The sequence below is a fragment of the Micromonospora sp. NPDC047762 genome (genome assembly GCF_043204655.1).
Classification (GTDB): Bacteria; Actinomycetota; Actinomycetes; order Mycobacteriales; family Micromonosporaceae; genus Micromonospora.
The window spans coordinates 58,986-76,739 of the sequence record NZ_JBIDCQ010000009.1 but is presented as its reverse complement, the minus strand read 5'-3'; the positions used below and the strand labels follow the sequence as shown (position 1 = coordinate 76,739).

Below are 17,754 nucleotides of genomic sequence, written 5' to 3'. Positions count from 1 at the left end.
GGTACCTCGTGGGGTACCGCCCGGATGCGTCGTCGCTCAGGTGGTGTAGTCAGCGTTGATCCGGATGTATCCGTCAGTGAGGTCGCACCCGTACACGGTGAAAGCGCCGGCGCCGATCCCCAGGTCGACCTCGATCACGACGTCGTCGCCTTCGAGGTGGCGCCGCAGCCGAACCAGGGTCTCCTCAGTGGCCTGCGCCGGATAGACCTCGATACCGCCGAAACCGATCCGCACCCGTTCCTGGTCGATGTCCTCGTCGTCCTCGCACTTGCCGATCGCCATGGCCACCCGGCCCCAGTTCGGGTCCGCGCCGTGCACGGCTGTCTTGACCAGCGGCGAGTTGACGATGGCCTTGCCCACCCGCTTGGCCTGCTCGCCGTCGCGGGCACCGCTGACCCGGACCTCGATGAGCTTGCTGGCACCCTCACCGTCGCGGGCGACCATCCGCACCAGGTCCAGTGCGACGGAATACAACGCCTGCTCGAACTCGCCCAGATCGACCGGCCCGGCCAGGCCGTTGGCGAAGATGGCAGCGGTGTCGCTGGTGGAGGTGTCGGTGTCGATGCTGACCGCGTTGAACGTGCGAGCGATGACCGACCGGAACACCCGGTCCAGGTCGGCCGGCTCGATGCGGGCGTCCGTGCAGAAGAACGTCAACAGGGTCGCCATGTTCGGCTCGATCATGCCGACGCCCTTCGCGACGCCAACGATGCTCGCCGCTCCGCAACTGACCCGCACCACCTTGGGCGTGGTGTCGGTGGTCATGATCGCCCGTGCTACCCGGTCGAAATCGGCAGGCGGAAAGGGCCACCGAAGCTCGGCCAGGCGCTGTCGGACCCTCGGCATCGGATACTGCTTCCCGATCACCCCTGTCGACGCGATGAGCAGCTCGTCGTCGTCCAGACCGACGGCGCGAGCCACAGTGGACCGCACCTCTCGGGCGTTCTCGAGCCCTTCTTTGCCGGTGGCCACGTTCGCGTTGCGGGAGAGCACCACGACGCCGCGGGCAGACGACGTCGACGCCGCCGAACGGCTGAGCACGACGCTGGGGCCGGCGAACCGGGAGCGGGTGAACACCGCGGCGCTGACCGCAGGCACCTCGGAGACCAGGGCGGTGAAGTCGTCCTCGTCGTCCTTGAGCCCGGCGTTCGCGACCACCGCGCGGAACCCCTGCGGAACGATCATGTGCTGCTCCATCCTTCTCATCTCGGCCCGGTCCTGGCCCCCCGAACGCAACAGACACGCCTCGTAACCCACGGTATCAATGGGCTGTCTGTCTGTCGGGGTCGCCGTGAGCTCGGCGGAGGCCGGCGCGGAGCGTACCGACGCTGGTGGTTCCGGTCCGGGGATGGTCGGCTGGTCGGCACGCCCGGACCGTCGGTGCGACGATGACGCGATGACCGATTCGGAACCCCCACGCCGGAACGACCGGATTGAGCACCGCGACATCGTCGTGCACGAAGTCCCGGGCTTCCGCCCGCTGACGTTGGACCTCGTCGTGCCGATGACGGCACCCCGACCGGCCCCGGTCCTGCTGTGGATCCACGGCGGCGCGTGGCTGTTCGGCTCGCCCAAGCAGCCGCCGGACTGGCTGATGACTGTGGACCCGTTCACCGCCGCCGTCCGGGCCGGGTTCGCTGTCGCCTCCGCGCAGTACCGGCTCAGCGGCGAGGCGCACTTCCCCGCCCAACTCGACGACGTCAAGGCGGCGGTGCGTTGGCTGCGCCGACACGGCCGCACGGTGGGCGTGGACGGCGAGCGGATCGGGGCGTGGGGCGAGTCGGCCGGTGGTCATCTGGCCTCGATGGTCGCGCTGACGGGGGACGACCAGGACGACACCCACGTTCGTGCAGCGGTCTGCTGGTACGCGCCGTCGAACCTGTTGACCATGCAGTCGCAGGCACACCCGTCCGGGACGATCGACCACGACGCGGCCGATTCACCCGAGTCACTTCTGATCGGTGCCCCGTTGCCAGACAACCCGGGGCTGGGCCGGGCGGCAAGTCCGATCACCTACGTCACCGACCAGGCCCCGCCGATGCTGCTGATCCACGGCGACCAGGACCTGGTCGTACCGGTAGGGGCAGAGTGAGGAACTTGCCGCAGCGTTGACCAAGGCGGGTGCCGAGGTCGAGTTGTCGGTGGTGCAGGGGGCCGACCACTGCTTCGCCGGAGTGCCGCTGGAACCGCTGATCCGCGACACCCTGGCGTTCTTCACCCGGGTCCTCGCCCCCGGGACCGGGGTGCTGCCGCCTCACTAGGGTGACCCGGTGACCGCCTACGACGTCGCCGCCAAACTTCCCGACATCGACCTGCTGCGGCAGCGCTGCAAGGCGCTGGCCGTGCTCGAGCGCATCATCGATGGCGGGGATCCCTACTACGCCTACGCCTCGAACTGGGGCCCGGACGAGGCGGCGTCGATGAGCAACGGCAGCGGCGACGAGTGGGCCGTTGTGTTCACCGCCGACGGCGCATTCATCCGACTCTTCGATCATGAGTCGGCGATGTCGCCGTACTGTCATCCGGACCACGAGCTGTGGCCGGGCCTGGTCGACGGGGTACCGGAGGTGCTGCGTCCACAGCTGACGGAACCCGCCTTCTGCGACGAGGACGGGCAACTCGTCGCGACGACCGTGCTGTGGCGGCTGGCGGGGGACGATCGCTGGCACGCCGGCGACGGCATCGCCTTCCCACCACCGAGCGGGCCGTACGACGACGCCGGCCCGGACGGGTCCGGCTTGCTCGACATCCTGTTCGACGACATCGTCGACCGCTTCGTGGAGTTCGCCGCCGACTACTATGAGATGGCGGTGGACCGGGCGGCAGTCGAGCACGTCGTCGCCCATCGACCGCTCACCGACACCGTGACAAGGGCCCTGAATCCGCAGCTCACCGTCGCCGACCTGCGGGTGGACCTCACCGAGATCGGCTACCCGATCGCCGGGGACGGCGCCGCGACGGTAGAGGTCGGACCCCACGGCGCGTTCTCCGCGAACAGCGTGGGACTGGAACGCGCGCCCTTTCCGTTGAGCTTCAGCGTTCGCGAGGCAGGCGGCTCCTGGATGGTGACCGCGACCGCGGCGCAGGCCGCCGAGCTGGCCGACGTGCTCATGCTCGCCGGGAACGACAACATCATGGTAGTCGGCCTGGAGACCAACAGCTTCCTGGACGAGGAGTACCAGCAGTGGCGGCCGTCGCGGATCGCGGCGGAGCAGGGCGTCAGTTTCGAGACGCACCAGGTCGGTGCGCTGGCGGCCGGGGTCGTCGGCCTCAGCGAAGAGGCCCTGGTGATCCGCCGGGAGCAGCTGCCCCGGTTCCTGGCCGGCTGGTACCCCTACGAGCTGACACTTGTCGACGTGCCGGGTACGCCTTCCGCCGCGCGGGCCGACGAGATGATCGTCGTCATCGGAACGGCCACGTACGACGAGCCGGTCCTGCCCGCGCTGGCAGGCTCACGCCTGCTGTTCTCCGGGCACGACGACTGCTACGTGCTCGTCGAAACGACGGACCGCGCGGTGCCCACGGCGGTCCTCGGCCGGCTCCTGGCCTTGCTGGTCGGCTCGGCGCTTGTCGACACCACGGTGGTGGAGGTGACGGCGCCCGACGTCGAGGCCGTGCAGAGGCTGATCGAGGAGAGCCGGCATTGGGTCGGCCAGTTGGGCGCCACGACGGCGGGCTCGGTGACTGTCGATCTGCACGCCACGTCCGGGTCGTGGCGACTCGGCCAGTCGCTTCCGAAGCAGGTCAACCGCACGATGGTCTACGACATCGCGGACAGGGTCTGGCGGTGACCGAGGCGGTTGCGCCACCCCCGAGGTGGTGAGCCCAACCATGGGTACGCCAAGGAGCCTCCGGCGCGATGCCGGAGGCTGCGGGCAGCCGGCGTCGCTGAACTCCACCAGGACCGGGAGCATCTTCCTCTTCACCGGTGCGGCGGTCGCGGGGGTGCCGGGGAGCGTGGCGGTGGCCAGCACGGTGATGCCTGTGGCCAGAGCGATACGGCCCAGGGCAGACAGCTTCATGGGGTCCTATTCCGTCAGTCAAGCCGGCGGGAACGTGGCCGGATATCGTGCCCCTCGTGACGCATGAACGTGAACTGATTTCGCCTGTCGACCTGTGCCAACGGGATGGGCGACTCAACCCCGCGGCGGTGGGTTGGACCCGGCGTCCCCTGCACACCGCGAACCTGCGCGGCTGGGGCCGGACCAAACGATGGGAGTACTGGGGCATCGTGACCCCACGGCACATCATCGGGCTGGTCGCCTCATCGCTGGACTACGCCGGCGTGCACAGCGTCTACGTGCTCGACCGGGACAGCGGCACCGAGACGAAGGCCGACGTGGTGGTGCCGCTGGCGCGAGGGACGGTGCTACCACCGCACTGCGGCGTGGGCGAGGCGGGCGCACGCGGCGGTGGCCTGGCGATCCGGATCGTTCAGCGCCCGGACGGCACCACGATCTCGGCGAGCGCCACCGGAGTACGGCTGGAGGTGGACGTGCCGTTGCCGGCCGGTCACGAGTCACTCGGGGTCGTCGTGCCGTGGAGCACCAGGCGCTTCCAGTACACGGTCAAGGACGTCGGCCGCCCGGTGCTCGGCACGCTGGAACTGCACGGCCAGACGTACGAGATCGGTGGACCGGACGCGTTCGCCGTGCTGGACCACGGTCGCGGCAGATGGCCGTACTCGATCATGTGGAACTGGGCCGCCGGTGCGGCGCCGGGACGAGCGATCCAGCTCGGCGGCCGGTGGACCGACGGCACCGGGGTCACCGAGAACGGCCTCTTCGTCGACGGCCGCCTGCACAAGATCGGCGAGGAGCTGCGCTGGACCTACGACCGGGCGGACTGGCTGCGCCCCTGGCGGATCAGCGGCGACCGGGTCGAGGTCGAGTTCCAGCCGTTCCACGAGAAGGTGTCCCGCACCAACCTGGGTGTCGTCGCGAACGAGACGCACCAGTGTTTCGGGCACTTCTCCGGCTGGGCAAAGACGGACGACGGGACGACGGTGAGCCTCGACGGGCTCGTCGGCTGGGCCGAGGAGGCACGCAACCGCTGGTAACGGGTTGGCGCCGCCACGCGCACACCCGCGGTCAGCGCACGGCAGCACTTCGAACTGTGGACACCTCGCCTCCGTGTTTATGATCGACAACCCGACCGGGGCACGGAAGCCTGGCCGTTCGGCCCAGAACACGAGGTGAGGTGCGCGACGGTGATCCGCGAGGCGTACGCCTGCTGGGTGCGCGAACCCGGCGTTGCCGAGATCCAGCCGGTGTCACTGACCGCCCCGGGCCCCGACGAGGTGCTGGTCCGGGCCCGCTACTCCGGTGTCAGCCGGGGCACCGAGACGCTGGTCTTCGCCGGCCGGGTGCCCGCCGATCAGTACGCCACCATGCGCGCGCCGTTTCAGGAGGGCGAGTTCCCCGGCCCGGTCAAGTACGGCTACCTGAGCGTCGGCGTCGTCGAGCAGGGCCCGCCGGAGCTGCTCGGGCGAACGGTGTTCTGCCTGCACCCGCACCAGAGCGCGTACGTCGTGCCGGTGAGTGCCGTGGTGCCGGTGCCGGAGGGGGTGCCGGCCGCCCGAGCGGTGCTCGCCGGCACTGTGGAGACCGCCGTCAACGCGCTGTGGGACGCCGCGCCGCTGGTCGGCGACCGCGTCACCGTCATCGGCGCGGGCATGGTGGGCTGCTGCGTCGCGACGCTGCTGGCCCGGTTCCCCGGCGTGCACGTCGAGTTGGTCGACACCGACACGCGCAGGGCCGGCGTGGCCGGGGCCCTCGGTGTCGACTTCGCCAGCCCGGCCGACGCCCGCGGTGACCGGGACCTGGTCGTGCACGCCAGCGCCACCGCCGCCGGCCTGCAACAGTCGCTGGACCTGCTCGCCCCGGAGGGCACAGTCATCGAACTTAGCTGGTACGGCGACCGCCCGGTGCAGGTGTCGCTGGGCGGTGCGTTCCACTCCCGTCGACTCAGCGTCCGCAGTAGCCAGGTCGGCATGGTGGCACCCGCCCGACGGGGACGGCGCAGTTACGCCGACCGACTGGCGCTCGCCCTGGACCTGCTCGACGACCCGGCCTTCGACGCGTTGATCACCGGCGCGTCGCGTTTCGCGGAGCTGCCCGACGTGCTCGCCAGACTGACCTCGGGCGACCTGCCCGCGCTCTGCCACCTCATCACCTACGAAGACGGAGAGTGACAGTGTTCAGCGTGACCGTTCGGGACCACATGATGATCGCCCACAGTTTCCGAGGCGAGGTGTTCGGGCCCGCCCAACGCCTGCACGGCGCGACGTTCGTTGTGGACGCGACGTTCCGCCGTCCCGACCTGGACGCCGACGGGATCGTGGTGGACATCGGCCTCGCCACCGAGCAGCTGCGGGCCGTGCTGAGCGAGCTGACCTACCGCAACCTCGACGACGAGGCGGCCTTCGCCGGAGTGAACACCACCACGGAGGTGCTGGCCCGTACGATCGCGGACCGGCTGGTCGAGCGGGTGCACGCCGGTGAGCTGGGCGCCGGGGCGCGTGACCTGAGCGGCATCACGGTCACCCTGCACGAGTCGCACATCGCCTGGGCGAGCTACGAGCGGTCGTTGTGACTGATGCGGGCCGGGCGGTGCACGTCGTCCTGCCCGGTGACATCGATGATCCGGCCACGCCCAGCGGCGGCAACTCCTACGACCGGCGGATCTGCGCGGGGCTGGGCGAGGGCGGCTGGTCGGTGCGCGAGCATCCGGTGCCCGGCGCGTGGCCGCACCCCGACCCGGCTGCCCAGGCGACGCTGGGCGCGGTGCTCGCCGCCGCGCCCGACGACGCCGTGGTGCTGATCGACGGCCTCATCGCCTCGGCCGTGCCGGACCTGCTCGCCCCGCACGCCCGTCGGCTGCGCCTGGTGCTGCTGGTGCACCTGCCGCTGGACGACGAGCCGGAAGCCCGCGCCCTGGCCACCGCCCGGGCCGTCGTCACCACCAGCGAGTGGACCCGCCGCGCCCTGCTGGCCCGCCACCCGGCCCTCGCCGGCCGGGTCCGGGCCGCGCCGCCCGGGGTGCGGCCCGCGCCGCCCGCGGTCGGCTCGGTGGCCGGCGACCGCTTGCTCTGCGTCGCGGCAGTCACCCATCACAAGGGGTACGACGTGCTGGTCGACGCGTTGGCCACGCTGGTCGGCAGGTCCTGGACGATGGTCTGCGCGGGCTCTCTGGCCCGGGAACCGGATCTCGTGCACCGGCTGCGCGACAGGTTGACCGGGGCGGGCCTCACCGAGCGGGTGCGACTGGTCGGCCCGGTGACCGGCGCGGCGTTGGACGACGCCTACGCCGCCGCCGACCTGCTGGTGCTGCCGTCGAGAGGCGAGACGTACGGCATGGTCGTCACCGAGGCGCTGGCCCGCGGCCTGCCGGTGTTGACCACCGAGGTGGGCGGGCTGCCGGAAGCGCTCGGTCACGCGCCCGACGGTGAGCGCCCGGGACTGCTGGTCCCACCCGGTGACCCGGCGGCGCTGGCCGCCGCTCTGATCCGCTGGCTCGACGATGACGGGCTGCGCGACCGGCTGCGTCGTGCCGCTCTCGCCCGGCGCGACACCCTGACCGACTGGCCGGTGACCACCGCGTTGCTGGCCGGAGTGCTGAAGGAGGTGGCGGAATGACCGCCGAGGAGACCCTGCCGTTCGCCGACTGGCTGCGCTTGCGTGAGCCGGCCGACGCGGCGGCGCGTGCCGAGGACCTGGTGGATGCCGTCCGGGCCCGGCTGACCGGGGACACCCCGACGGTGATCCACGACCTGGGCAGCGGCACCGGGTCGATGAGTCGCTGGCTGGCCGCCCGGCTACCCGGACCTCAGCACTGGGTGCTGCACGACCGGGACGCCGACCTGCTGGCCCGGGCCGCCGAGGGCATGCGGGGGGTGACCGCCGCCGACGGCGCCCCGGTCACCGTCCACACCCGCTGTGGCGACCTCACCCGGCTGACCGCCGCCGACCTCGCGGACGGTTCCCTGGTCACCGCGTCCGCGCTGCTGGACATGCTCACCACCGAGGAGGTCGAGCGGGTGGTGGCGGCGTGTGTCGGCCGGCCCGCTCTGTTCGCCATCTCGGTGACCGGGCGGGTCCGGTTCACCCCGGCCGACCCACTCGACGAGGCGGTCGAGGCCGCGTTCAACGACCACCAGCGGCGTACCGTCGAGGGCCGGCGGCTACTCGGCCCGGATGCCGCCGCCGCCACCGCCGCCGCGTTCACCCGGCGCGGTGTCGACGTGCGGGAACGACCCAGCCCGTGGCATCTCGGCCCGGAACAGGCCGACCTGACCGCCGAATGGTTCCGGGGATGGCTCGGGGCCGCCTGCGAGCAGCGCCCCGACCTGGCCGGACCCGCCCAGGCGTACGCCCGTCGTCGACTGACCGACGCGGCGGCCGGCCGGCTCACGGTGCTTGTCGAACACACTGACCTCCTCGCCGGTGGATGAACCGTTCACGCCCTGGGTACGTGGACTAGGGCAAGTGGACGATCTTCAAAGGGAGGGCCGGCGCCGATGTTCTGGGCCTGGGCACGAGTGGTCGGCGGGGTGGGTCTGCTCGCCGTCCTGCTGTGGCAGGTGGGCACCGGCCCGTTCCTCGCCGGAGTGCGACTGATCGACGCGCCGGCGTTGGCAGCGGCGTTGGTCATCGGTGTGCTGACCACTGTCTGCGCGGCGTGGCGGTGGAGCCTGGTCGCCGGCGGTCTCGGCGTACGCCTGCCACTGGCGACAGCTGTGGCGCACTGCTACCGGGCCGTTTTCCTCAACGCCACACTGCCCGGCGGGGTGCTCGGCGACGTGCACCGCGCGGTACGCCACGGCCGCGACGCCGGTGACGTCAGCCGGGGCATCCGCGCGGTGGTCTGGGAACGTGCCGCCGGGCAGGTGGTCCTGGTCGGGGTTGCGCTGGTGGTGCTCGCCGCCTTCCCGTCCCCGGTACGGCAGTACCTGCCGGTCGCCGCCGCGCTGCTCGTCGCCGGTGGGCTGGCCGTCGTGCTGTTGGCCCGGCTCCTCCCGAACGGTGGCGGGTCGCGCTGGGCGACGGCACTGCGCACCGCCGTGGCGGACGTACGGTCGGGGCTGCTGGCGCGGCGTACCTGGTTCGGGGTGCTGGTCGCCTCAGCCGTGATGGTCGCCGGTCACCTGGCCACCTTCCTGGTGGCGGCGCGCACCGCCGGGTCGGACGCCCCGCTGTCCCGCCTGCTGCCGTTGACGTTGCTCGCCCTGCTCGCGATGGGCCTACCGCTGAACGTGGCCGGTTTCGGGCCCCGCGAGGGGGTGGCGGCATGGGTTTTCGGCGCGGCCGGTCTCAGCGCGGCCGAGGGCGTCGCCACCGCCACCGTCTACGGCGCGCTGATCCTGGTGGCCAGCCTGCCCGGGGCTGCGGTGTTGCTGGCCCGTCGACGTCGAATTCCGGTCGCCGCCCGGGAAGCCGCCTCCGGCGGCGGATGTTGAGTCGGTTGTGAGACGGTACGCGTCGCCGGACGACGGTGGCGCCGGACGAAGGAGTCCCATGCCCGAAGCATTGCCCGTTGCCACGATCCGCACGCAGGTCACGGTGCCGCTGGCGTTCCCGGACGGCTACACCACGACGGCCCGGGTGTTCACCTTCAAGGGCCTGGTGGACGGTCGGGAGCACCTTGCCATCGGCCTCGGCGACTGGGCGGGCGCCCTGGACCGGCTCGCCACCGGGGGAACAGCCCCACTGGTCCGCCCGCACAGCGAGTGCCTGACCGGCGACGTGTTCGGCAGCCAACGTTGCGACTGCGGGCCGCAACTGCGCGAGGCGGTACAGCGGATCGCCGAGACCGGCGGTTTCGTGCTCTACCTCCGCCAGGAGGGCCGGGGCATCGGCCTGTACGCCAAACTCGACGCGTACGCGTTGCAGGACGCCGGGTTGGACACCTACCAGGCCAACGTCGCGCTGGGCCGGGGCGAGGACGAGCGGGACTACACCGTCGCCGCGCAGATGCTTGCCACGTTGGGCGTGCCGCGGGTCCGACTGCTCAGCAGCAATCCGGACAAGGCCGAGCAGTTGACCCGGTTGGGCGTGGACATCGCCGAACGGGTGCTCACCAGCGTCTTCCTCTCGCCGGCCAACGCCGACTACCTGGCGGCGAAGGCGGCCAAGGCGGCGGAGGTCGAGGCGGCCGAGGCGGCGGATGCGCTCCCGGGTCGTCCTTCTGAGCGGCCCGTCTCCCGATGAGTTGGCGGCCGGGGCCCACGCGGCCGTACGTGCTGCTGAGTTGTGCCGCCTCCATCGACGGGTACATCGACGATGCCTCCGAGCAGCGGTTACTGCTGTCCAACGAGGAGGACCTGGACCGCGTCGACGCGGTCCGGGCCAGCTGCGACGCCATTCTGGTCGGGGCCGGCACCGTCCGACGAGACGACCCTCGGCTGCTGGTGCGTTCGCCGAGCCGCCGCGCCGAGCGGGTGGCGGCCGGCCGGCCCGCCTCACCCACCAAGGTCACCCTGACCGCGCAGGGTGACCTCGACCCGACCGCCCGCTTCTTCACCGCCGGTGATTCGGCCCGGCTCGTCTACTGCGCCACGGGCGCGCTGGAGAAGACCGAGGAGCGGGTCGGCCGGCTGGCCGCCGTGATCGACGCGGGTGAGCCTGTCGACCCGGGGTGGCTGCTGACCGACCTGGCCGCGCGGGGCGTACAGCGGTTGATGGTGGAGGGCGGCGGGACGGTGCACGCCCAGTTCCTCGCCGCCGGTCTCGCCGACGAACTGCACCTGGTGGTCGCCCCGTTCTTCGTCGGTGACGGTCGGGCACCACGGTTCGTGGGGGAGGGTAGCTTTCCCTGGCACCCGGGTCGACGTGCCCGCCTGGCCGAGGCCCGCCAGATCGGCGACGTGGTGCTGCTCCGCTACGCACTCTCCGACCGCTGCCCCGCCGACCGCGCCCGCGGCTAACGGTTGATCATGAGGTTGGCGGGGAATTCGATCTTCGTAGAACCCGCCAACCTCATGATCAACCCGACTGGGGTGGGTGTGGGGTTATTTTTGTGGACGGCGGGGGTAGGTTCGGACAGGATTTCCGGATGCCCGTACCGAGCCTGACGTTGCTGCGCTGGCAGTTCGACCTGACGTGGTCGCTGTTCGAGTACCACCTTGAGCGACTCGAACCCTCGGACTTCCTTTGGGAGCCGGCCGACCACTGCTGGTCGGTGCGGCAGAGCACCGACGGCACCTGGACGCCGGACTGGGCCGACACCGAACCCGAACCGGTCCCGGTGCCGACGATCGGCTGGCTCACCTGGCACGTCGGCTGGTGGTGGACAGTGGCGATGGACCATCTTCGGGGTGGATCAGCGCGGCAGCGCACCGCCGTCGCCTGGCCGGGAGCGGGCGAGCCCAGCGTCGCCTGGCTGCGGGGCCTGCGCACCGAATGGCTCGGTCTGCTCGACCAGTTCGGCGACAGCGACCTCGACCGCATCTCGACGTACCCCTGGCCGGACGGGACCGACCACACCGTCACGCACACGATCGGTTGGGTCAACTCGGAGCTGATGAAGAACGTCGCGGAGATCGGTCAGCTCCGGCTGCTCCGCGCCGCGGGGACCGATCGGTACGGCCCGACCTGACGCCCCGGGCGCCAGGGCATTGCCTGCTGCGGCTGGGCGGATTCATGCCGCCGATCCTGTCGCCGCCGGTCGGACGACGTGCAGTACTTTCGTCACACGGAGTGCCGCGACGAAACCGGAGGCGGCGTGCTCAATGCCCGGTGTGTCGAGTGCGAGGCCGAACTGTCCGTCGGCCCCGGCCGGGGGCGCCCGCGCCGCTACTGCTCCCGGAGCTGTCAGGCCCGCGCGTACCGGAGACGTCGTGAGCACGGCCCCACCAGCGGCCCGCGTCGGATCCGTGACCTGCCCTTCCCGACCGGCGGCGACCCGCGCCACCGGTTGGTCGCCCTCGCGGTCGAGTTGGCGGATGCCGGCGGCCTGGACGCCGTCTCGCTGCGGGTCCTCGCCCAACGCGCCGACCTGCCCGCCCACGGCGTGTACCGGCACGTCCGGAATCGGGCCGACCTCCTCGCCGCGATGGCCGAGCAGATCACCGCCACTCACCCGCCCGGCACCGCGCCACTACCGCACGATCCGCGCCAACGGCTCGAACGGTTGGCCGGGGACGAGTGGGCGATGTACCGCCGCCATCCCTGGCTGCTGGCCATCCTCGCCACCGACCGGCCACCGACCGGGCCGGCGGTGCTCGCCATGGTCGACCGGGTGGTCGCGGCATTCACCAGCGCCGGATACGACCCGGCCGAGGCGTTCCGCGCCTACCTGGCACTCAGCGGCTACATCCAGGGCATGGCCCTGCTCATCCGGCGTGACCCCGGGGACACCACCTACCACGCCTGGTGGTCGGCGACCCGCACCCGGCTGGAGCGAACCGGCCGTACCCGGGACCGACAGTGGCTGGCCGCGGCCGGGCAGACCAGACCCGACACCGACCTGGAAACCTGGTTCCAGTTCGGCCTGCGCGGGCTGCTCGACGGCCTGTTGCGCGGCCCCGCTCGGTAGGGTGGCCGGCGTGCCGAGACTGGTGAAGGTCACTCAGGACAATGTGGAAGCCGCGTGCCGGGTGAGCGTGCGGCCCGAGCAGGAGAAGTTCTCGTCTCCGGTCGCCTGGTCCCTCGCCGAGGCGTACGCGCAGCCCGAGATCGCGTGGCCGCGTCTGATCGTCGAGGATGACGAGATCGTCGGCTTTCTGATGGGTTTCTTCGACATCGTGTGGGATCCGGCCCAACCTGACGACAGGCGCTCGGGGCTGTGGCGGCTGAACATCGCCGCCGAGCACCAGGGCCGGGGGTACGGCCGCTTCGCGGTACAGGCCGTCCTCGACGAGGCCCGCCGACGTGGGCACGGCCGCGTCTACACGACGTGGGAGCCGGGGCCGGACGGCCCGGAGCGGTTCTACCTGAAGCTCGGATTCCAGCTGACCGGGGAGACCAGCGAGGGCGAGGTGGTGGGCGTCCACTCCACCCACTGACCGGACGCCGTCGACCACCCCGGACCGAGTGATCAGCGGTGCGGCGGGGCCTGCGTACGATGCGGGGTCGAGTTCCCCTCGTCGCGGCGGAGGTATCGGGCAATGGCAGGCCAGCACGAGGGTTTCGCCCTCGGCATCGACCTCGGCACGTCCAACACCGTCGCGGTGCTGCGCTGGCCGGACGGGCGGACCCGTCCGCTGCTGATGGACGGTCAACCGCTCAGTCCGTCCGCCGTGTACGCCGACCCGGACGGCACCCTGCACACCGGCTGGGACGCCCGCCGGTTGGCGCAGGCCGACCCGGCCCGCTTCGAGGCGAACCCCAAGCGTCGGGTGGACGAGCCGACAGTGCAGCTCGGCGACCGCGCGTACCCGCCGGCCGACCTGCTCGCCGCGGTGCTGGCGGCGGTCGGCCGGGCGGCGGTGAACGCTGTGGGTTTCCTGCCGCCGGCAGTGGTCACCTGCCCGGCCGCCTGGGACGCGACGCGGCGGCAGGTCCTCGCCGACGCGCTGCTGCGGGCGGGCTGGCCGCAGGCGGCCGAGCACACCCTCGCCGGGCCGACGCCGCCCGGCACCCGGCTGCTGCGGGAGCCGGTGGCCGCCGCCCGGTACTACACGCAGGTGCTGCACCGTCCGGTGCCGGTCGGCGGGGCGATCGCGGTGTTCGACTTCGGTGGCGGGACGCTCGACGTCGCCGTGCTGCGCAACGAGGGCGCGGACCCCTGGGGCGACTCAGGCTTCAGCGTGGTCGCCGACGGTGGCCTGCCCGACCTGGGCGGTCTGGACCTCGACGCCGCGCTGGTGCGGCGGGTCGGCGAGTTGGTCGGTGAGCGGCACGCCGGGCAGTGGGCCCGGCTCACCCGACCGGCGGATCCGGCGCAGCGCCGTGACCAGGTCCGGCTCTGGGACGAGGTACGTGGGGCGAAGGAAACCCTGTCCCGGTCTTCTGTCGCCCCGGTCGCGGTGCCCGGAGTGGCCGAGACGATCCAGCTGACCCGCGCGGACGTCGAGCGGGTGGCCACGCCGCTGCTGCGCCGGGCGGTGCAGCGGGCCCGGGAGGTCATCGCCGCCGCCGGGCTGCGACCCGATCAGCTCGACGGGCTGTTCCTCGTGGGCGGGTCGTCACGGATCCCGCTGGTGGCCCGCATGCTCCACGCCGAGCTGGGGATCGCGCCGACGGTGCTGGACCAGCCCGAGTTGCCGGTGGCCGAGGGTGCCCTGACCGACCTGCCGCTGCGCAAGCCGCTCCTCGCCCCGGCGTACGCGGGACCGCCGCTCGCACCACCCGCGCCGGCCCCGGTGAGCCCGCCCGCGCCCCGTCCCGTGAGCCCGCCGATGGCGAACCCCGTCAGCCCGCCCGCCCCGGCCGGAGCCCCCGCGCCGGTCGTACCGTCGCAGCCCTGGCCGGGATCCACCCCGCCGGCAGGCCCGCCCCAGGGGCCGGGCCTGGTCGGCGCCACCCCGACCCCGCCGGCCGGCGCGACCCGCTGGCCTCGGGCGCGCTGGGTGGTGCTCGGCGCGGTGCTGGCCCTCGCCGGGGTGGCCACCGCGGCGACGCTCTACCTGACCCGGGACCGCTACCCGGATCTGGAGTTCGCCTCGCTGCGCGAGCTGTCCCGCCTGTCAGCCGGCGCCGAACGGCCGCTCGACATGTGGACTGCGGTGCTCGACGACCGGGCCTACCTGGCGTTTGCGCTGCCGGACGACCGGCTGGAGGTGGTGGCCGTCGACGCGGGCAACGGCCGCGAGTTGTGGCGCGAGCAGACCGACGTGCGGGCCAACGACTGGGAGGCGATCATCGCCGTCCCCGGGGCGGTCGCGGTCCTCGCCGACGCGCCGGGCGACGGCACCCCCCGACCGCTGGCCGTCCTCGACGGCCGCACCGGCGAGCAGCGCTGGCAACGCGTTCTGCGTGGTGACGACGACGTCTACTTCGCCGACGACACGGCGGTGCTGGTGGACCGGACCGCCGACGAACTGGTCGGTCTGCGCCTGACCAACGGCTCGGCGAAGTGGACCGAGCCCAACCCCCGCGGCCAGTACGCCGGCGGCCGTACCGTGGTCCGACCGGTCGGCACCGACGCGGCGGCGGGCGGGCCGGCCTTCCTCGACGGCACGCCCCGCAACCCGTGGACGAGCAAGGGGCGGCGACTCGTCCAGGTGGGTGCGGGCCGGTCGGTGCGGCTGCTCGACATGGCATCCGGCGCCGTGCTGCGCCAGTGGGGCAGCGTCGCCGACCTCGACGATCTGGTGGTCGCCCACGAGGACCGCCTGTACGTGGCCGCCAACGAGGGTGGTTACCAGCTGCTCGCGTACGACCTGAACTCGGACGCCGAGCCGGTGGTGCTGCACCGCTCCGGCAACGACGAGTACCGCCCGAAGGAACTGGTGGCCTGCGGTGAGCGGCGAGCCTGCCTGTTGCAGGTGCCGAACAACGACGTCGCGCGCACCGAGGTGGTGGCGGTCACCGAGGGCGAGCGCATGAAGAGCTGGTCGGCGCCGGGCGTGACCGGTCTGGTTCCGTTGGGTGAGCAGGTGCTCGCCCAACGGGAGCTGCCGGAGCCGACCGTCGCCGTCTTCGACGCCGCCGGCAAGCCGGTGCTGCGGGACCGGGGCGGGGTGGCGGTCCGCCTGGACGCGGGCAACCTGCTGGTCTTCGCCAAGGCGCCCAGCGTGGTCGCTGACAACCGGGTGCTGGCCGGGGTGTGGGCCGAGTCCGGGGAGGTCGACGAGTTGGGTGAGCTGAAGGACGTGCGCAGCTCCTCCTGCTCGTGGAACACCCGCGTGATCGCCTGTGGCGCGGAGAAGGACTTCGTGCTGTACCGCTTCACCGACGACTGACCTCGACGGCCCACCGGCCGGCTCGTACGATGCTCCGGTGAATCTTCGAGGTACGGTCCGCGCCGATCGTCCGCTGGTGGTTCTTGCCGTGGGGGAGGAGGCCCGCTACCTGCCGCCCGAGCTGCCGGTCCTGCTCACCGGCATGGGCAAGGTGAACGCCGCCAGCGCGGTGGCCGCGGTGCTGGCCGCCGGGCCGCGCCCCGCCCTGCTGCTCAATCTGGGTACGGCGGGCGCGTTGCGCCCCGGGTTGGCCGGCATCCACGAGGTCGCCACAGTGCTCCAGCACGACCTGGACACCGACCTGCTGCGCACGCTCACCGGCGAGACCTACGGGGCGCCGCTGTCGTTGGCCGCCGAGGGCGCGGTGCTCGCGACCGGTGACACCTTCGTGGCCGACGACGGGGAGCGGGACCGGTTGGCGCAGCGCGCCGACCTGGTCGACATGGAGGGGTACGCGGTGGCGTGGGCCGCTGCGCAGGCCGGCGTACCGTGCCGGCTGGTCAAGCAGGTCAGCGACGAGGCGGGCGACGGCGCGGCCCGGAGCTGGCAGGAGTCGGTGGACGCGTGCGCCCGGGAGCTCGCCGAGTGGGCCGCCCGACACGTCGCCTGAGTGAGCAGGGTCAGTCGCCGGATTGTCGAAACCGCAGGCCCGGCGTGGTCTCCCGGGCCGCTCCAGGGAGCAGGACGTGAGCGGCCAACCCCAGCGCCACGACCACGGTGACCAGCACCGGCGGCCAGTGGCCGGCCCAGGGCAGCACCAGCAGCGGCACGATCAGGCAGCTCATCCGCCGCCACGGCACGTTCGTCGACACGAGCAGGGTGAACAGCGCGCGGCCGACCACGAACAGGATCGGGCCGCCGATGATCAGCAGGAGCCACCGCGCCGGTGTCGTCCCGGTCGGCCGCGAGACGACCAGGTCGAACGCGGCCGCCGTGCCGACCACGCCGGCCAGCATCACCAGATGGGTGTACGGGGCCACCCGCGCCGGCCGGCCCGCCCTCGCCCCGGCTTCCAGCAACTCGCCGGCTCGGAAGACGTAGACCTGCCACATCAGCAGCATGAGGCCGAAGGCGCAGAACAACGCGGTGACCCGTACGCCGTCGAGATCGGTGCGGCTGACCCGCATGGTGGGCACCAGGATGATGTCGCCGAGGGCCAGGATCACGAACTGCTGGTACCGCTCGCCCAGGTGCCCGGTGGTCCGCTCGTACTGGTCGATCGGCACCCGGCCCAACCGGGGTGTCGGGTAGCGGGCCGCCGACGAGAGCAGGTCGATCGCGATGGCGATGGTCCAGAGCGGCCAGTTCACGTCGCCGGTCACCCCGCCGGTGATCCAGAAGACGCCGGACACCACGAACCAGAACAGGAACCGGGTGGCCCGGATCGTGGCCGCCCGGTGGCGCTGCCGGAGCAACGTCGTGATCAGGATGATCCCGCGAGAAATGTGCGTACCGACGTACGCGACCGCGAAGATCATCGCGTGCCCGTCGGTGATCATCGGCAGGGACGCCGCCATCCCCACCGAGCCGACCATGGCGATCATCAGGATGGCCTGGATGGGGCGTTGCTGCGGGTCGTAGAACTCGGTGGTGGTGGCGGTGACCGACCAGGTCCACCAGATGGCCGTCAACATCAGCAGCACCTTCGCGCCGCCGGACCAGGAAAGGTTCTCGGTCAACAGCGTCGAGGTCAGCGCGAGGGCCGCCACGAAGACCACGTCGAAGAGCAACTCCAGCAACGTGGCCCGGGTCGACCCGTCCGGCCGGCGTACCAGTGCCGCGGTGCCTCCGGTACTCATGCCCGGCCTCCCGCCGTGTCTTAAGAGGATTATCGGCGGTGCCGGCGCGGCCCGTCCCCGGATCGGCGATTCCCGCCGGTCGGGGAAGCGGGCGGCCGAAGGTTGCCAGGG

The 17,754-nt window shown here is 72.1% G+C and carries 17 protein-coding genes and 1 pseudogene; 16 read left to right on the top strand and 2 right to left on the bottom strand.

The features are described 5' to 3' along the window. Window positions 1–36: 36 nt before the first annotated feature. A complete protein-coding gene (gene argJ / locus ACGF3C_RS25675; protein WP_393225934.1) occupies window positions 37–1,197 on the bottom strand; it encodes a bifunctional glutamate N-acetyltransferase/amino-acid acetyltransferase ArgJ in 1,161 nt (386 codons plus the stop codon). Window positions 1,198–1,396: 199 nt separating this feature from the next. Here argJ and ACGF3C_RS25670 point away from each other — a divergent pair, with 199 nt between their 5' ends. The 16 genes and pseudogenes from ACGF3C_RS25670 (at window position 1,397) to ACGF3C_RS25595 (ending at window position 16,454) form a co-directional block, all read left to right on the top strand. Beyond that, complete coding sequence (locus ACGF3C_RS25670) at window positions 1,397–2,092, top strand: alpha/beta hydrolase fold domain-containing protein (protein ID WP_393225931.1); 696 nt, start codon at window positions 1,397–1,399, stop codon at window positions 2,090–2,092. A 16-nt stretch (window positions 2,093–2,108) separates the two neighbouring features. Continuing rightward, window positions 2,109–2,261: a hypothetical protein gene (locus ACGF3C_RS25665; RefSeq protein ID WP_393225928.1), complete on the top strand. Its 153-nt coding sequence runs from the start codon at window positions 2,109–2,111 to the stop codon at window positions 2,259–2,261. Window positions 2,262–2,270: 9 nt separating this feature from the next. Beyond that, window positions 2,271–2,936: pseudogene (locus tag ACGF3C_RS25660) on the top strand (hypothetical protein); the annotation flags it as partial. 1,142 nt (window positions 2,937–4,078) lie between these two features. Further along, the gene (locus ACGF3C_RS25655) at window positions 4,079–5,059 is read left to right on the top strand and encodes a DUF2804 domain-containing protein (protein WP_393225925.1); all 981 of its coding nucleotides are present in this window, start codon (window positions 4,079–4,081) and stop codon (window positions 5,057–5,059) included. A 150-nt stretch (window positions 5,060–5,209) separates the two neighbouring features. Continuing rightward, complete coding sequence (locus tag ACGF3C_RS25650; protein WP_393225922.1) at window positions 5,210–6,193, top strand: zinc-binding alcohol dehydrogenase; 984 nt, start codon at window positions 5,210–5,212, stop codon at window positions 6,191–6,193. A 2-nt stretch (window positions 6,194–6,195) separates the two neighbouring features. Continuing rightward, entirely contained in the window at window positions 6,196–6,594 is a 399-nt protein-coding gene (locus ACGF3C_RS25645) for a 6-carboxytetrahydropterin synthase (protein WP_357223027.1), read from the top strand. Further along, window positions 6,591–7,637 carry a glycosyltransferase family 4 protein gene (locus tag ACGF3C_RS25640; RefSeq protein ID WP_357223024.1) on the top strand — a complete coding sequence of 349 codons (1,047 nt, stop codon included), beginning with the start codon at window positions 6,591–6,593 and terminating at the stop codon, window positions 7,635–7,637. Before ACGF3C_RS25645 ends, ACGF3C_RS25640 begins: the two co-directional genes overlap by 4 nt. Then, window positions 7,634–8,452 (top strand): class I SAM-dependent methyltransferase, encoded by an 819-nt coding sequence (locus ACGF3C_RS25635; protein WP_357223021.1) that lies wholly within the window; start codon window positions 7,634–7,636, stop codon window positions 8,450–8,452. Before ACGF3C_RS25640 ends, ACGF3C_RS25635 begins: the two co-directional genes overlap by 4 nt. 66 nt (window positions 8,453–8,518) lie before the next feature. Continuing rightward, a complete protein-coding gene (locus tag ACGF3C_RS25630) occupies window positions 8,519–9,457 on the top strand; it encodes a lysylphosphatidylglycerol synthase transmembrane domain-containing protein (RefSeq protein WP_357223018.1) in 939 nt (312 codons plus the stop codon). Between the two features lie 58 nt (window positions 9,458–9,515). After that, a complete protein-coding gene (gene ribA / locus ACGF3C_RS25625; RefSeq protein WP_357223015.1) occupies window positions 9,516–10,208 on the top strand; it encodes a GTP cyclohydrolase II in 693 nt (230 codons plus the stop codon). After that, window positions 10,205–10,924, top strand: a complete 720-nt coding sequence (locus ACGF3C_RS25620; protein WP_393225917.1) for a RibD family protein — start codon at window positions 10,205–10,207, stop codon at window positions 10,922–10,924. The genes ribA and ACGF3C_RS25620 overlap by 4 nt, the downstream gene beginning before the upstream one ends. Before the next feature lie 128 nt (window positions 10,925–11,052). Continuing rightward, window positions 11,053–11,595 carry a DinB family protein gene (locus ACGF3C_RS25615; protein ID WP_393225914.1) on the top strand — a complete coding sequence of 181 codons (543 nt, stop codon included), beginning with the start codon at window positions 11,053–11,055 and terminating at the stop codon, window positions 11,593–11,595. Between the two features lie 126 nt (window positions 11,596–11,721). Beyond that, window positions 11,722–12,534 (top strand): TetR/AcrR family transcriptional regulator C-terminal domain-containing protein, encoded by an 813-nt coding sequence (locus ACGF3C_RS25610; RefSeq protein ID WP_357223008.1) that lies wholly within the window; start codon window positions 11,722–11,724, stop codon window positions 12,532–12,534. Window positions 12,535–12,544: 10 nt separating this feature from the next. Then, window positions 12,545–13,003 carry a GNAT family N-acetyltransferase gene (locus ACGF3C_RS25605; RefSeq protein ID WP_393225911.1) on the top strand — a complete coding sequence of 153 codons (459 nt, stop codon included), beginning with the start codon at window positions 12,545–12,547 and terminating at the stop codon, window positions 13,001–13,003. A gap of 102 nt (window positions 13,004–13,105) precedes the next feature. Next, a complete protein-coding gene (locus tag ACGF3C_RS25600; protein ID WP_393225908.1) occupies window positions 13,106–15,844 on the top strand; it encodes an Hsp70 family protein in 2,739 nt (912 codons plus the stop codon). Window positions 15,845–15,881: 37 nt separating this feature from the next. After that, window positions 15,882–16,454 carry a nucleosidase gene (locus ACGF3C_RS25595; RefSeq protein WP_393225905.1) on the top strand — a complete coding sequence of 191 codons (573 nt, stop codon included), beginning with the start codon at window positions 15,882–15,884 and terminating at the stop codon, window positions 16,452–16,454. Between the two features lie 10 nt (window positions 16,455–16,464). On the opposite strand, the gene ACGF3C_RS25590 is transcribed toward ACGF3C_RS25595, so the two are convergent. Continuing rightward, window positions 16,465–17,643 (bottom strand): low temperature requirement protein A, encoded by a 1,179-nt coding sequence (locus ACGF3C_RS25590; RefSeq protein WP_357232277.1) that lies wholly within the window; start codon window positions 17,641–17,643, stop codon window positions 16,465–16,467. Window positions 17,644–17,754: the final 111 nt, after the last annotated feature.